Annotated in this window: 18 protein-coding genes and 1 other annotated feature; all 18 genes read right to left on the bottom strand. The window is 32.9% G+C overall.

Annotated elements, in window-relative coordinates:
- A complete protein-coding gene (rsmB, locus tag ABWU86_RS04355) occupies nt 1-1,341 on the bottom strand; it encodes a 16S rRNA (cytosine(967)-C(5))-methyltransferase RsmB (RefSeq protein ID WP_353321606.1) in 1,341 nt (446 codons plus the stop codon).
- Nucleotides 1,328-2,287, bottom strand: a complete 960-nt coding sequence (gene fmt / locus ABWU86_RS04350) for a methionyl-tRNA formyltransferase (protein ID WP_293792772.1) — start codon at nt 2,285-2,287, stop codon at nt 1,328-1,330. Before fmt ends, rsmB begins: the two co-directional genes overlap by 14 nt.
- Before the next feature lie 15 nt (nt 2,288-2,302).
- Nucleotides 2,303-4,717 carry a primosomal protein N' gene (gene priA / locus ABWU86_RS04345; RefSeq protein WP_353321604.1) on the bottom strand — a complete coding sequence of 805 codons (2,415 nt, stop codon included), beginning with the start codon at nt 4,715-4,717 and terminating at the stop codon, nt 2,303-2,305.
- A gap of 18 nt (nt 4,718-4,735) precedes the next feature.
- The gene (gene coaBC / locus ABWU86_RS04340) at nt 4,736-5,926 is read right to left on the bottom strand and encodes a bifunctional phosphopantothenoylcysteine decarboxylase/phosphopantothenate--cysteine ligase CoaBC (protein ID WP_353321602.1); all 1,191 of its coding nucleotides are present in this window, start codon (nt 5,924-5,926) and stop codon (nt 4,736-4,738) included.
- Nucleotides 5,927-6,021: 95 nt separating this feature from the next.
- Nucleotides 6,022-6,225: a DNA-directed RNA polymerase subunit omega gene (rpoZ, locus tag ABWU86_RS04335; protein WP_293792777.1), complete on the bottom strand. Its 204-nt coding sequence runs from the start codon at nt 6,223-6,225 to the stop codon at nt 6,022-6,024.
- Complete coding sequence (gene gmk / locus ABWU86_RS04330) at nt 6,225-6,842, bottom strand: guanylate kinase (RefSeq protein WP_053950041.1); 618 nt, start codon at nt 6,840-6,842, stop codon at nt 6,225-6,227. The genes rpoZ and gmk overlap by 1 nt, the downstream gene beginning before the upstream one ends.
- Nucleotides 6,843-6,904: 62 nt before the next feature.
- Nucleotides 6,905-8,596: a DNA repair protein RecN gene (recN, locus tag ABWU86_RS04325; RefSeq protein WP_293792780.1), complete on the bottom strand. Its 1,692-nt coding sequence runs from the start codon at nt 8,594-8,596 to the stop codon at nt 6,905-6,907.
- Between the two features lie 18 nt (nt 8,597-8,614).
- Nucleotides 8,615-9,421, bottom strand: coding sequence for a TlyA family RNA methyltransferase (locus ABWU86_RS04320; RefSeq protein WP_293792781.1), 807 nt, complete (start codon nt 9,419-9,421; stop codon nt 8,615-8,617).
- A gap of 13 nt (nt 9,422-9,434) precedes the next feature.
- Complete coding sequence (locus ABWU86_RS04315) at nt 9,435-10,328, bottom strand: polyprenyl synthetase family protein (RefSeq protein ID WP_293792782.1); 894 nt, start codon at nt 10,326-10,328, stop codon at nt 9,435-9,437.
- Nucleotides 10,328-10,561 carry an exodeoxyribonuclease VII small subunit gene (locus ABWU86_RS04310; RefSeq protein ID WP_053950045.1) on the bottom strand — a complete coding sequence of 78 codons (234 nt, stop codon included), beginning with the start codon at nt 10,559-10,561 and terminating at the stop codon, nt 10,328-10,330. Before ABWU86_RS04310 ends, ABWU86_RS04315 begins: the two co-directional genes overlap by 1 nt.
- A complete protein-coding gene (gene xseA / locus ABWU86_RS04305) occupies nt 10,561-11,901 on the bottom strand; it encodes an exodeoxyribonuclease VII large subunit (protein ID WP_353321598.1) in 1,341 nt (446 codons plus the stop codon). Before xseA ends, ABWU86_RS04310 begins: the two co-directional genes overlap by 1 nt.
- On the bottom strand, nt 11,894-12,754 hold the full coding sequence (locus tag ABWU86_RS04300) for a bifunctional 5,10-methylenetetrahydrofolate dehydrogenase/5,10-methenyltetrahydrofolate cyclohydrolase (protein WP_293792786.1): 861 nt from the start codon (nt 12,752-12,754) through the stop codon (nt 11,894-11,896). The genes xseA and ABWU86_RS04300 overlap by 8 nt, the downstream gene beginning before the upstream one ends.
- 100 nt (nt 12,755-12,854) lie before the next feature.
- The gene (gene nusB / locus ABWU86_RS04295) at nt 12,855-13,256 is read right to left on the bottom strand and encodes a transcription antitermination factor NusB (RefSeq protein ID WP_293792787.1); all 402 of its coding nucleotides are present in this window, start codon (nt 13,254-13,256) and stop codon (nt 12,855-12,857) included.
- A complete protein-coding gene (locus tag ABWU86_RS04290; protein ID WP_293792788.1) occupies nt 13,256-13,693 on the bottom strand; it encodes an Asp23/Gls24 family envelope stress response protein in 438 nt (145 codons plus the stop codon). The genes nusB and ABWU86_RS04290 overlap by 1 nt, the downstream gene beginning before the upstream one ends.
- A gap of 43 nt (nt 13,694-13,736) precedes the next feature.
- The gene (gene efp / locus ABWU86_RS04285) at nt 13,737-14,300 is read right to left on the bottom strand and encodes an elongation factor P (RefSeq protein ID WP_053950050.1); all 564 of its coding nucleotides are present in this window, start codon (nt 14,298-14,300) and stop codon (nt 13,737-13,739) included.
- Nucleotides 14,301-14,462: 162 nt separating this feature from the next.
- Nucleotides 14,463-14,759, bottom strand: coding sequence for a 50S ribosomal protein L27 (gene rpmA / locus ABWU86_RS04280; RefSeq protein WP_034531059.1), 297 nt, complete (start codon nt 14,757-14,759; stop codon nt 14,463-14,465).
- Between the two features lie 22 nt (nt 14,760-14,781).
- Complete coding sequence (locus ABWU86_RS04275) at nt 14,782-15,123, bottom strand: ribosomal-processing cysteine protease Prp (RefSeq protein WP_293792796.1); 342 nt, start codon at nt 15,121-15,123, stop codon at nt 14,782-14,784.
- A gap of 14 nt (nt 15,124-15,137) precedes the next feature.
- Complete coding sequence (gene rplU / locus ABWU86_RS04270; RefSeq protein WP_034531057.1) at nt 15,138-15,446, bottom strand: 50S ribosomal protein L21; 309 nt, start codon at nt 15,444-15,446, stop codon at nt 15,138-15,140.
- An 18-nt stretch (nt 15,447-15,464) separates the two neighbouring features.
- Nucleotides 15,465-15,539, bottom strand: a sequence feature (ribosomal protein L21 leader region).
- Nucleotides 15,540-15,553 lie beyond the last annotated feature (14 nt).

Below are 15,553 nucleotides of genomic sequence, written 5' to 3'. Positions count from 1 at the left end.
TCATTCACCTCCAGTTTTAACTAAATTACATACAAAGAATCCATCTGAATTAAAATCATCAGGGAAAATTCTTAAATAATCATCACTTAATTTTACATCCATTTTAGATACAACTGGTACTTTTTTAAAATTACTATTTTCAGATAAAAACTTATCAATCACATCTGAATTTTCTTGATTTAAGATTGTACAAGTACTGTAAACTAACTTGCCACCAATCTTTAGTTTCTTTGCAGCTGAGTTTAAAATATCAATTTGAATAGATGCTAACTTATTAACATCATTAATTGTCTTTTCATATCTAATTTCTGGTTTACGACGAATTAATCCGATTCCAGAACATGGTGCATCAATTAAGATTTGATCAAAAAATTCGTCTTCATAAAAGTCGTCTAATTTTCTTGCATCACACGCTTTAGTTGATAGAACATCATTAACAGCTAGTCGTTTAGCATTCTTCTTCACTTGCCTTAATCTACTGTCATGTAAATCCAAAGCAGTAACGTTTCCACCATCATCAACATTTAAATGTTCCGCTATTTGAGTTGTTTTTCCACCCGGCGCAGAACAGGCATCTAAAATATTATCGCCTGCATTAATATCCATTGATTCAACCGGAAGCATGGCACTTTCATCTTGAATAGTCATTTCACCATCTTTGAAAGTTTGACTATAACTTGCAGACTTCTTAGATAAAATCAATCCCGACTCCACTAACTTACTATCTTCTACTTCATAACCTTCATCAGTTAATTTTTTAACTAATTCTTGCTTAGTTATTAATTTAGAATTAAAACGAACTGATTGTTTAGAAGGTTCGTTAATGCTTTCTAATATTGATAAGGCTTTGTCTTTGCCAAGCTGATCAATTAGCTCATTAATAATCCATTCAGAAACACTATACTCAATTGAAAGCTTTTCAATTGGATCTTTAATCTCGTTAAAGCTAGGCAGACCATTTCTTTGAATTTGATGCAATACACCGGTAACAAGTCTTCTAATTCCATCATGGCCCATTTTTTTAGCGATCTTAATTGATTCATTAAAAACCGCTCTATCAGGAACTCTATCTAGATACTCCATTTGATAAATGGCTGAATACAATAGTTCCTTAACCCAATCATCAACCTTATCAGCATTTTTTAAGAAGTGATTTAGATAATATTCTAATGTTAATCTATGTTGGATTACCCCATAGACAATGTTTGTTAGTAATCCAATATCTTTTGAAGATAAATCACTATTTTCAATTACTTGATTCAATTGTAGGTTTGAATATGCACCATTAGATATTTTACTAAGTGTTTTAACAGCTAATAGTCTTGGATTACTTGTTGGCATCGGTGATCACCATATCTCCTTGTTTAATTGATTGTCCTGCTCCATTTAAGAAAGCGTTGATTTCTTGCTTTGGTTTACCTGATGGTTGAAGTTCTAATATTTCTAAGACAGATTCATCCCCACAAGCAATTTTTAATGTCTTTTTAGTTTTCTCTACAACAGTACCTGGTTGCAAATCAGTTTTTTCATCAGTTGGCTTAGTTGCCCAAAATTTAGTTCTAACGCCATTTAAAATTGCGAATGCATTAGGAGATGGTCTTAACGCTCTGACCTTCCTATCAACTAAAAATGCTGACTTATTAAAGTCTAATTCTTGTTGTTCTCGAGTAATATTTGGAGAAAATACCACTTCGTCTTCGTTTTGAGGAACAGGAGTAATACTATTGTTGGCTACTTTAGGTAATGTTTCTAATAATAAGTCTTTACCAATCAGACTTAATTTATCAAATAATGATTGGGTATCATCATCTGATTCAATCTTTAATGATTGTTGACTTAAAACATCCCCTGCATCCATTTTTTTAACCATATACATAATAGAAATACCAGTTTCTTCGTCTCCGTTGATTAATGAATATTGAACCGGTGCTCCACCACGGTATTTAGGCAATAATGAACCGTGTACATTAACCGCTGCGATTTTAGCTGCTGCTAATAATTTTTCTGGTAAAAATTGTCCAAAAGCTGCGGTAATAATATAATCTGGTGCAATTTCTATAATTTTAGCCATTTCGTCGCTACCGCTTATTTTTTCTGGTTGTAAAACTTCAATCCCTAGTTCAATGGCAGCCTCTTTAACAGGAGATGGTTTTAAAACTCTTTTTCTACCAAAAGGTCTATCTGGTTGAGTGACTACTGCTTTTACTTGATATTCATCACTGTCATTTATTCCGTTTAAAATTGGGACCGCAAACGAAGGGGTTCCCATAAATACAACTGTTTTCATTAACTATCGACATCCTTACATAAAATTCAATGGATCTGGATCAATATTTACATACAATCCTTTTTGAGCATCTTTTTGATAATGGTTCAAAATATAATTTAAGCATTCGCTTAAGTTTGGCTCATTTTTATATTTAATAATTATTTGATAATAGTACTTATTTTTTAACTTTAAAATTGAACTAGGCGATGGTCCTAGCATTAACGCTTTATCACTTAACTTGGCCTTTAAAATCTTTTGAATTTCAAACATTTTGGCTGCAGCCTTAGCTTCGTTAACATCAGAAGCTGTAATCTTTACTGTAAAGAAATATGGCGGGTAATTAGTTTGGTGCCTTACTGACATTTCCTTGCGATAAAACAATTCATAATCTTGTTTTTGGGCTAATCGAATTGCATAGTGATCAGGATTAAATGTTTGAATATAAACTAGTCCTTCTTTATCAGCTCTTCCTGCGCGTCCACTTACTTGAGTTAATAAGTTAAAGGTTCTTTCACTTGATCTAAAATCTGGTAAATCTAGTGAAGTATCTGCATTTAAAACACCAACTAAAGTTACGTTTGGAAAATCTAAACCTTTTGCAATCATTTGAGTTCCTAATAAAATATCAGCCTCATGGTTACCAAATTTTTGTAAAATTTTTTCATGGGCGCCTTTTCTTCTGGTTGTATCAACATCCATTCTTAAAATTCTAGCGTTGGGAACCAAGTTTTGTAATTTCTCTTGTACCTTTTGGGTTCCTGTGCCATAATAGCGAATCTTTTTGCTACCACAGTTCTTACACTTGTTAGGAATTGATTCTTCATGACCACAATAATGACACTTCATGGTTTTACTATCCATATGTAAAGTTAGCGAAATATCACAATTAGGACAGTGCAATACAAAACCACAACTTCTACACATTACAAAAGATGAATATCCACGTCTATTCAACATTAAAACGATTTGTTCATGCTTTTGTAATCTATTATTCATTGCCGCTAAAAGTTCTTGAGAGAAATCTTCATCCCCTGTGGTTTTTATTTCTTCCTTCATGTCAATGATTCTAACTTCTGGAAGAGATTGATTATTAATTCTTTTTGGTAACGAAAGGAGCTTATAAACACCTTTAGTTGCCCTAGCTCTAGATTCTAAACTAGGTGTTGCGCTTCCCAGAACCAATGGACAATTATGATAGTCACAACGCCATTTCGCCACATCTCTAGTATGGTATCTAGGTGCATCATCTTGTTTATAGCTCGCCTCATGTTCTTCATCCATGATAATGATTCCGATATTGTTTAATGGAGCAAAAATGGCTGATCTAACCCCAACCACTACATCTGCTTCGCCATTATTAATTCGACGCCATTCATCATATTTTTCACCACTTGAAAGTCCGCTATGTAACATTGCAACTTTATTACCAAATCTACCCTTAACTCGCTTAACCATTTGTGGAGTTAAAGATATTTCAGGAACCAACATTAATGCTGTTTTTCGATTTTCTAGTGCTTTTTGAATAGCTTGTAAATAAACCTCAGTTTTACCTGAACCAGTAACTCCTTCTAGTAAAAAGACGTCACTTTGGTCATTAGTTGTAGCTTCACTGATTGCATTGACCGCTTTTTGCTGATCATCATTAAGCTTTAAAGGATAATTAGGTTTAACTTCTTGTTCGTATGGATTTCTATATTCTTCTTGCCAAAATCTAGTTAACCATTCTTTTTCAATTCCCGATTTAATAGTCGCTTCTGGAATATTGAAATCATTTACTAATTTTCTTTGCGGAATCGATGTCTCATTATTATTAATAATATAATCTAGTAATTTAGCTAGATTTTTAGAGTTTTTTCGGAGATTACTTAATTCAGTTTCAGCTTCGTTTATGCTGATAATCGGCTTAACAGCGTAAACCTTTTTCGCCTTAGCTTTATCATTCACTTTATATCTAACGGTTAATTTACCTTCTTTTCGATATTGAATGATTCTTCTTAGCATACTGGAATTAATATCTTCAACTTTAAAATCAATTGAATCGGATCCATCAAATAAACCTAAAACCTCATCATCGATTCCTTCATTATCATTGATAATAAGTTCTTTTTCATATTTAGCCCGCATAACACTTGGTAACATCGTTAAAATACAGCTAATTTGAAAAGAATAGGTCTTTTTAGCCATCCATTCAGACATCGACAATAATTCATCATTTAATGCTGAATCTAAATCTAACAATCCATCGATTTCTTTTAACTCACCATCAAAATCACCATTATGGTCAATATCAGCAACAATTCCTTGGATTTTTCTACCACCTGAACCAAACGGAACAACTACCCTCATTCCATTTTGGATTTTATCTGCTAGTTCATCCGGTATTAAATAAGTATATGGGTCATTAGTTTGCATGGTTGGCACATCAACAATCACTTTTGCTAAATTCAAGCTAATTCCCCCTCTACTTTAATCTAATCTTTCGCTTAAAATTTTTACTAATTTACTTGAAATAGACGCTTTCGATTCAATATTGGTTTTTGCAAAAACCCCATTTTTATCAATAAATGAGATTTGATTATTATCACTACTAAAACCAATATTATCGTTACTTACATCGTTAGCTAACAATAAATCTAATTTCTTTGTTTCTAACTTTTTAATTGCATTAACTATTAAATCTTGTGTTTCAGCAGCAAATCCAACAATAAATTGATTACCTTTTTGTTTGGTTACTTCTTTTAAAATATCTGGTGTTTTCTTTAGTCTGATTTCTAAATAATCGCCATTCTTCTTAATCTTTTGGTCACTGACAACTTCAGATTTATAATCTGAAACAGCGGCAGCCATGATTAAAACATTGATACTATCGAAATTATTTTTTACAGCATCCAACATATCGTTAGATGTTATTACTCTTTCTACTTCGATATTTGGATTTGAGACCTGCATATCCGAAGCCGTGATTAATTTCACTTCAGCACCAGCATTAGCACACGCCTCAGCAATAGCGTAACCCATCTTTCCTGATGACCTATTAGTAATGTATCTAACTGGATCAATTGGTTCACTCGTTCCACCAGCAGTAACTAAAATCTTTTTTCCAGCCAATAATTCAGATTTTTTCATAATTTGTTGTACTTGTAGAATAATTTCTTCAGGTTCAATCATTCTACCTTTAGCTGCATATCCTTCAGCTAAGAAACCATCAGTTGGATATAAAATATCAATTCCATCATCTTCTAATTGTTTAATGTTACGTTGCGTTGCTAGATTATCCCACATATTGTTGTTCATTGCTGGAACAACAATTTTTTGAGTAGGAGTAGCTAAAAGCGTGGTTGATACAACATCATCAGCAATGCCATTTGCGATTTTTGCAATTGTGTTTGCTGTTGCTGGAGCGACAATAGATAAGTCTGCCCATGTTGCGATATCAATGTGTGTTATTTCTTTTGGATTAGGTTCATCAAATGTATCAACAAATACATTATTTTTAGTTAAAGTTTGAAATGCAAGTGGAGTTACAAATTTTTGTGCACCATTACTCATCACAACTCTAACATCTGCACCATTTTTAACTAATAGTCTTGCTAACGTAAGTGATTTATATGCAGCAATGCTACCTGTAACATAAAGAGCAACTTTCATGTTTTTCATCTTGTAACCTCCTATTTTCTCATAGTTTCTAATAAGTATATTGTAACAAAAAAACAAAATAAAAACCTTTGCACTGCTGCAAAGGTTTCAATTAATTATTTTTTATCTCTAGTTAATTCAACTTTACCATCAGCAATTTCTTCAAAAGCTTTACCAACAGTTTTTCTTGATTTGTATTCATCCAAAAGTAATGGTGAACCTGCATCAATATCATGTGCGCGCTTACTTGCTAACATAATTAAAGAATATCTTGAATCAACTCTTTCAAGTAGTTTATCTACAGATGGGTATAATAACATTAATCTTCTTCTCCTAACATTGATAAGTAATCCGGCATAACACGGTTAACTTTAAGTCTTTCACTATTTACAATAGTTTTAATTCGATCAACTGCATTTTCAACTTTATCGTTTAATACAGCATAATCATAATTTCTCATCATTTTAATTTCTGAAACAGCGGTTTGAATTCGTTTATCAATTACATCCATGTCATCAGTACCACGACCGATTAAACGATTCTTTAATACCACTAAATCTGGTGGGGTAAGAAATACGAAAACTGCTTCTGGGCAATTTGCTCTAACTTGCATTGCACCATTTACTTCAATTTCTAAAAAGACGTCATGTCCTTCGTCCAAAGTTTGGTTAACATAGTTCAATGGTGTACCGTAGTAATTATCAACATACTTAGCATATTCAAGCATTTCACCATTCTTAATGTGGTCTTCAAATTCTTCTTTAGTAACAAAGAAATAATCTTTTCCATTTACTTCACCTTCACGAGGCTTTCTAGTAGTCATAGAAATTGAGTATTTGAAGTCTACATCTTCTTCATTAAATAAGGCTTTTCTAACAGTTCCCTTACCAACACCGGAAGGACCTGAAAGAACAATTAACATTCCTCTTTTAGCCATTCTAAAACCCCTCAAAAATTTATAATACTTCTATTATGGTCTATTTTTACGAATTTTTCAAACTATTTTTTTGTTTCATCAGCCAATTTAAGTAATTCATTTGCATGTTGTAATGTTAAATCGGTAACTGTTGTTCCAGATAACATTCTTGCCAACTCTTGAACTCTTTTTTGTACTGATAATTTTACTATGCTTGTCATAGTGCGATCTTTTTCAATCTTCTTTTCAATAAAGTAGTGATGATCAGACATTGCCGCCACTTGAGGTAAGTGCGTAATACATAGCACCTGTGATTTTTGAGCAATTTTACTAATCTTCTCAGCGATTGCTTGAGCAACACGACCTGAAACACCGGTATCAACTTCATCAAATATAATTGATGTTACGCCTTGGACACTTGTAAATAGTGTCTTTAGAGCTAACATAATTCTTGAAAGTTCACCACCAGAAGCAATTTTAGCTAGTGGCAACATCGCTTCACCAGGATTGGTTCTCATATAAAATTCAACTTTTTCATTTCCATATGAATGGAATTCGCCAATTGGGAGCTTTTCAAAGTTAACCTTGAACTCTGTCTTCGCCATATATAAATCAGATAATTGATCATGCACTGATTTTTCAAGCTTTGTGGCAACTTTATGGCGTTTAACATTTAATTCATCAGCTAATGATGTCAATTGGCTTAAAGTTGATTCATACTGTTCATTTAGATTTTCTCCAGTAGTTTGGTCGGCTTGCATTGTTGATAGTTCTTTAACAACATTTTGGTAATGGTTTAATATCTGTTCGATTGAATCTCCATACTTACGTTTTAAAACATAAATAGTATTTAATCTTTCTTCAATTTCTTCCAACTTACCTTGATCAAACTCTTGTAAATCTAGTTGATCAGAAATATTATCGGAGGCATCTTGTAATAAATAAAAAGCATTCTTAATATTATCTGATATCTCTCTAAATTGAGGATCTACTTCTTCAATTGATTCCATTGAATTTTTAGCTTCACCGATAATATCTAATGGATTAATATTATCGTCACCGTTAATTGCACTAAAGCTTAAGTTAAGTGCATCTACGATTTTTTGGTAATTTAATAAATGATCTCTTTGGCTAACAAGTTCCTCTTCTTCACCGATTTGTAAATTAGCGTTGCTAATTTCATTTTCTTGAAATTCAAGCATATCTAATCTTTGCGACCATTCTTTTTCATTACTTCTTTTTTCGTTAATTGACGCTTTTAGTGTTTGATAATGTTCAAAAGTTTCTTGGTATTGGTTCAATAAGTCTTTAATTTCTTTCTTACCAAATTCATCCAGCAAGTGAACATGCTTTTCAGGTTGCATTAACTCTTGATGTTCATTTTGACCATGAATATCAACAATGGTTTCTCCAACCTTTTTTAACATTGCAGTATTAACAATCATTCCATTAACACGACAAATGTTTCGACCATTTCGATAGATTTCACGTTGTAATATCACACTGTTATCACTGTGTTCGATTCCCATATCATCTAAAACTTGATATGTTAATCCATCTTCTGGAAAGACAAAAAGGCCTTGGATCAGAAGCTTGTTTCTTCCAGTTCTAATAAAGTTTTGTGATCCTCTTCCACCAGCTAATAAGCCGACAGCATCTATAATGATAGACTTACCTGCACCAGTTTCACCTGTAAGCACTGTCATCCCATTTGAAAAATCAATTTCTAAATGGTCGATAATCGCAAAATCATGAATTGATAAGTGTTCAAGCAATTAGAAGACTTCCTTTCGTTACTTTAATTCTTCGGCATTTTTAATTGTTTGTTCAATTGAAATGTCCGGATTAATTGATGGATTGTCAACAGACTTTAAATCAACTAAGAATTCAATGTTTCCTTCTCCACCAGTAATTGGTGAAAAATCAAGGCCTTCAACAGAATAACCACTTTTGACAGCGAACTTGATAATATCATCTAATACTTCAGCATGTACTTTAGGATCTCTAACTATTCCATGCTTACCAATCTTATCTCTACCTGCTTCAAATTGTGGTTTTATTAGTGCTGCTACGTGACCATTTTCAATTAGAATATCTTTTAAAACAGGTAAAATCAAGTGAAGTGAAATAAATGATACATCAATTGACGCAAATTCTGGTTGTCCATCTTTAAAATCTTCGAGTTTAGAATATCTAAAATTAGTGTGTTCCATCACAACGACTCTTGGATCTTCTCTTAATTTCCATACTAATTGGTTGCTTCCAACATCCAAAGCGTAGCTAATTCTAGCTCCATTTTGTAACATTACGTCAGTAAATCCACCAGTTGATGAACCAATATCCAGAACTGTTTTTCCTTTAACATCCAAATTGAAAACTTTTAAAGCCTTTTCAAGCTTTAATCCACCTCTACTAACATATGGCATTGGTTTTCCTTTTAAATGTAACTTTGTGTCAACTGGAATTTTAACGCCTGGTTTATCTAAACGTTCTTCATTTTTTCCTAGTACTTCACCTGCCATTACAGCTCTTTTAGCTTTTTCTCTAGTATCAAAAAGGCCTTGTTGTACCAGTAGAACATCTACTCTTTCTTTTTGCATTGCTAAATTACCCCTATTTTTCGATATTAAAATAATCTAGAAAAGACATTAGCAATGAAACATCAATACCATTTAAATCACTAATTTTATTTAGAATCATTTTACTATGATCTAATGTATCTTCTAAATATTCATATGCCTTATCCAAACCTAATTGGTTAGTATAAGTGTTTTTTACGCTATCTTGATGGACTGGCTTGCCTAAATCTTCTGTGTTAGAAGTAACGTCTAAAATATCGTCATAAATTTGGAAAGCTAATCCATAGTCTGCCCCGAAATTATCTAAAAGTTTAATAACTTCACTTTCGCAATCAGACATGATTCCTCCGGCAATTAATGCGTATCTGATTAAATCACCAGTTTTTTGTTCATGTAAGTGCTTAATTTGATCAAGTGTTAATGGTTTATTCTCATTAAGAATATCAATTGCTTGTCCAGCAACCATTCCCGAAGGTCCTGCTTTTTTAGATAATTCCAACACTAATTGAACCTTTTTTGCATCAGATAAATTATTATCAGTTAACCATTGAAATGATAAAGTTAGCAGTGCATCCCCTGCTAATGTGGCTAATCCTTCACCATATACAACGTGATTCGTTGCTTTTCCACGTCTTAAATCATCATTATCCATAGCAGGTAAATCATCATGAATTAAAGAATATGTATGAAGAAGTTCCAGCGCACTGGATACTTTTAATTCATCCTCGTCGATATTGTGATTGAAAGTTTTTAAAACAGCTAATGTTAATAACGGACGTAATCTCTTTCCACCAGCTTTCAGAGAGTACAACATGGACTCTGATAAGTCACTTTGACTAACGTCCTTCAAAACTTCTTTTTCAATTGTTAATTCAATTCTGTTTTTATATTCATTAACAAAATCTGTTAGAAAAGTAGAATCTTTCATTACTTTTCATCACTTTCTGACTCTTCAAAAGCAACTTCTTTATCATCATCAGTTATTTCTTTTGCTAATGTCTTTTCAGCATTTTTTAAAGTATCTTGTAGTTCTGCGCTTAGCTTTACTCCTTTTTGAAATTCACTAAGTGCTTTTTCCAAAGGTATATCTCCTTGTTCTAATTCAGAAACAATCATTTCTAAATTTTTCATATTTTCTTCAAAACTTACTTTTTCAGCCATTATTTATTCTCCTTTATAACCTCGTTAATAGTTGCTTTAGCTGTCCCATCAATTAATTTAAGCTTAATCTCATCATCTTTTTTTACATCCGAGATTTTTTTAATCACGTTACCTTCATTATCAGTAGTGTAACTGAATCCTCTAGACATAACCTTTAAAGGACTTAAATGATCTAAAGAACTAATCAATTGATTTACTTTATTATTCTTATTTTCCAAAAGTAATGATATATTTCTCAACAATTGTTTTTGTTCAACTTTTAAAACTTGTTTCTGTTCATTAATCCTATTTTTAGGAGAATTAATTTTCAAGTTATAAATTAAATCATTAATTCTTTTATCTGCTGCATTAATGCTTTGTTGAAGCGCATTATTCAATCGTTCATTTAACATATCAATTCTTTGAACATAAGAATCATACAATCTTTCGGGTTGTTTAAAGATATAAGAACTAGTGATCTTATTTAACCTTTGTTGTAATTGAATAATCATATTTTTGTATGCATTAACAATTCTAATTTCATTATTTTCAATATCAGTAATAACATCTGTCAAAACAGGAACCGCTAATTCAGCAGCCGCAGTTGGCGTAGCTGCTCTAACATCAGCAACTAAATCTGCAATTGTAGTATCAGTTTCGTGACCTACTGATGAAATAATAGGAATTTTACTATTAGCAATTTCTCTAGCGACTATTTCTTCGTTGAATGGCCATAAATCTTCAATAGATCCACCACCACGTCCAATAATAAGGGTATCATAATCGCCTTTTTGATTTACTCTTCTAATTTGTCTAACAATATCTTCTACAGCTGCAGTCCCTTGTACTACTGCGGGGTATAAAACAATTTGAGCAATCGGATATCTTCTTCTTGCTGTTGTAATAATATCTCTAATAACAGCTCCACTAGGAGAAGTTACAACTGCGATTTTTTTGGGATATTTTTCAAGACTTCTTTTAGGAGCATTAAATAATCCTTCAGCTGATAACTTCTTTTTTAATTGTTCGAAGGCTTGGTATAATGCCCCCACGCCATCTGGTTCCATACTTTCAATATAGATTTGATAATTACCAGTTGCTTCATATAGTGATATTCTTCCGGTTACTAAGACTTTCATTCCTTCTTCAGGTTTGAATTTAATCTTACTAAATGCAGATTTAAACATAATTGCGCTAATTTTAGCATTATCATCTTTCAAACTAAAATATTGATGGACTGGTCTTAATCTGAAGTTGGAAATTTCCCCAGTTAAATAGACCTTCCCTAAATAAGGATCTCTATCAAATTTCTTTTTTATATAGTTTGTTAAATCTGTTACCGTAAGATAATCATTATCCATTAATATCACTCCATTTAGCTAACTCAACGGTTTGTCTCATTAAAGTAGCGATGGTCATTGGACCAACTCCACCAGGTACTGGTGTTATGTATGATGCTTTTTCTTTGATTGAATCGTAATCAACATCACCAACTAATTTGTTGTTTTCATCAACATTTTGACCTACGTCGATTACTACAACACCTTCTTTAACATCTTCAGCCTTTAATGTATGTAGTTTTCCGGTTGCTGAAACCACGATATCAGCATCCCCAGTATATTCTTTCATGTCATCAACATAGTGATTAAGCACTGTAACCTCTGCTCCTGCATTAATTAATAATGCTGCCATTGGTCTACCAACGATTGTACTTCTACCAATCACTACTGCTTTTTTCCCTTTTAGTTCAATATTGTATTCAGCAAACATTGTCATAACACCCTTTGGTGTACATGCCACAGGATAATTACTTTTATCGTTTAAAAATAGTTTTCCAGAATTAATAACTTGGAACCCATCAACATCTTTATCTGGATTAATTTGGCTCATAACGAATTTTTCATTAATATGTTTAGGAAGTGGTGATTGAATTAAAATCGCATCAATTTCTTCACTATTATTATATTCGTTTAAAATACCTAATAGTTCTTGTTCTGTTGTTTCTTTTGGTAATTCTTTTACGATTGACTTAATACCTAGTTGTTGTGCCTTTTTATGCTTGCTACGAACATATCTGTGACTAGCTTGGTCATCACCAACTAGTATTACAGCTAAACATGGATCAATTTCCTTACTATGTAACTCTTCAACCATAGATGCAGTTTCTTGATTAACCTTTTTTGCTAATGCTTTTCCATCAATAATGTTGTCCATCGTAAAAAACCTCCAAAGAATTAATTTCATCTTTATTTTAGCATACTGATAAGATTTTATGTATCAAAAAAGGATTTGCAACATTTGCAAATCCCCTTTTTTAAACAATGGTGTTTGATAAAACTCCATTAACAAATTTTCTAGAGTGATCATCACTATATTTCTTTGTTAATTCTAATGCTTCGTTGATAGCTACCTTAGCAGGAACATCATCAACGTAATTAATTTCGAAAAACGCAAGTCTTAGAATCGCTAAATCAGTTTTAGCAATTCTATTAATTGACCAACCGGAAACAAGATATGAGATGATACTATTATCCAGACTATCTTTATTTTCGATGACTCCATCAACTAAAGTATTGTAGTATTCAGGAATATTTTCATCTTCATCTGTTCTTGAGATAGCATGGAAGAATAATTCTTTATCGGTTGTATCATTCGCATTAATAGCAAACAATGTTTGAAATGCATACTCTCTTATTTTATGTCTTGTAAATTCCACTATTTTTCACCCTTATCGCTACTGTTGCTATTCAATAAATTATTAGAGTCAGTTTTTTTATCAATTCTTTCGGGAACAATCCCTTCTACATGAACATTAACTTCACCTAAATCAAGTTCAGTCATAAATAGAAGTTGTTGTTTAACTTGTTCTTGAATTTCTAAGGCAACTTTAGGAACGGAAACTCCGTAGTTTAAGTATACATAAACATCAACGATAAGTTTATCATCCTTAAAGTTTAATTTAATACCTTTACCAAATTCCTTACGTCCAAATAATTCATTGACACTAGTTGCTAATGAACCTCGCATACGTTTTACACCGTTAACTTGAACAGATGCAATACTAGCAATAATTTCTAATACGTTGGGTGAGATTTTAATATCTCCCAGTTCGGAACTAGCTTTAATTAAAGAAACATCAGTTTGTTCTGCCATAGAATTTCCCTCCAATCGATAAAAACAGATTAATAATTATCTATTAAGCTCTTGAAATGTATGATGCATCACTAGTGTTAATAACTAGCTTGTCACCAGCATTAACGAAGAATGGTACTTGTACAATTAAACCAGTAGTCATAGTAGCAGGCTTGCTTCCACCAGAAGCAGTGTTACCCTTAATACTTGGTTCTGTTTCTGAAACTTCTAGAGTAACAGTGTTTGGAACTTCGATACCGATAACTTCGTTTTGGTATTGAACGATACTTACATCCATGTTTTCTTGTAGGTAGTTCAATGCATCTTGGATCTTGTCACCAGGAACAGTAATTTGTTCGTATGATTCCATATCCATAAATACGTAACCAGCACCATCTTCATATAAGTATTGCATGTTGCTAGTATCGATTTGTGCTTGTTCCATCTTAGCACCCGCACGGAATGTCTTATCTTGAACAGCACCAGTTCTTAGGTTCTTAAGTTTAGTACGAACGAACGCACCACCCTTACCTGGTTTTACGTGTTGGAAGTTAATGATACGCCAGATTGCGTTATCAACTTCAATTGTTAATCCTGTTTTAAATTGGGCAGTTGAAATAGTTGCCATAATTAAAACTCCTCCTAATAATATTAATTACTTGTAATCACAATCATATAATTGTAATTCTAACTGTTATATATATTGTATCATGTAAAATTTAATTAAATAAGTCTTTGGTAATAAAAAAAGCCTGAAATTAAATCAGGCTTTTTATACATTATTCACTAATTACTTAGCAACTGCTTCAGATACTGGGTATACTGAAACTTGGCGCTTGCTACGACCCATACGTTCAAAACGTACAACACCGTCAACTAGAGCAAATAAAGTATCATCACCGGCACGCTTAACGTTTTTACCTGGGTAAATGTGAGTACCACGTTGGCGGTAAATGATTGAACCAGTAGTAACTTTTGAACCGTCAGCAGCCTTTGTACCTAGACGACGACCAGCAGAGTCACGACCATTGGCTGTTGAACCTCCCCCTTTATGGTGAGAGAAGAATTGTAAATTCATTTCTAACATAGGAATTACACCTCCGTACAATTTAATCTTTAATAATATCTAATTTAATATAATCAGCATAACTTTGAGAAATATCTAGCATTCCATTTTTAAATGTTAGTAAAATTGCTTGAGCAGCAATTTCATCTTGTTCTGAATTAGCTTCTGGTACAGAAACTTCCATGTACCCGCCATCGATATCATTGCTGTCTACTTTAGGAGAAACATGGGCAACCACGTCTAACCCGTTAACAGTAGAAATCGATAATACCGACACTGCAGCACACACAATGTCTTTACCATACTCACCTGAGTCAGCATGACCAGTAATACTGAATCCAGTAATTCGATCATGCTTATCATGATTAATACTTGCTAATATCATTTCAATTTCCCTTATTAAGCTTTGATTGAGTCAATCATAACCTTAGTGTATGGTTGTCTATGACCCTTCTTAGAACGAGAACCCTTCTTAGGCTTGTAACGAAGAATAGTAATCTTCTTACCACGGCCTTGCTTTTCAACAGTACCTTCAACTGAAGCACCGTCTACAAGTGGAGTACCAACCTTAGCTGAGTCACCACCAACGAAAACAACTTGGTCAAAAGTAACCTTTTCACCTTCGTTTGCGTTTAGCTTTTCAACGTAGATTGCTTCACCTTCAGCAACTTTGTATTGCTTTCCGCCTGTTACGATAATTGCGTACATAATGTGCACCTCCTTGAATAATATGCTTAGACTCGCCGAAATTAAGCGCTCATGTAGAGACTTAATACTCATTTCGTGCGGTTGTAGCTGTGAAAGTCCACAAATAC

The organism is Apilactobacillus pseudapinorum, from assembly GCF_040369555.1.
Classification (GTDB): domain Bacteria; phylum Bacillota; class Bacilli; order Lactobacillales; family Lactobacillaceae; genus Apilactobacillus.
The sequence above is the reverse complement of the archived record's forward strand: the minus strand, read 5'-3'. Positions and strand labels throughout refer to the sequence as shown.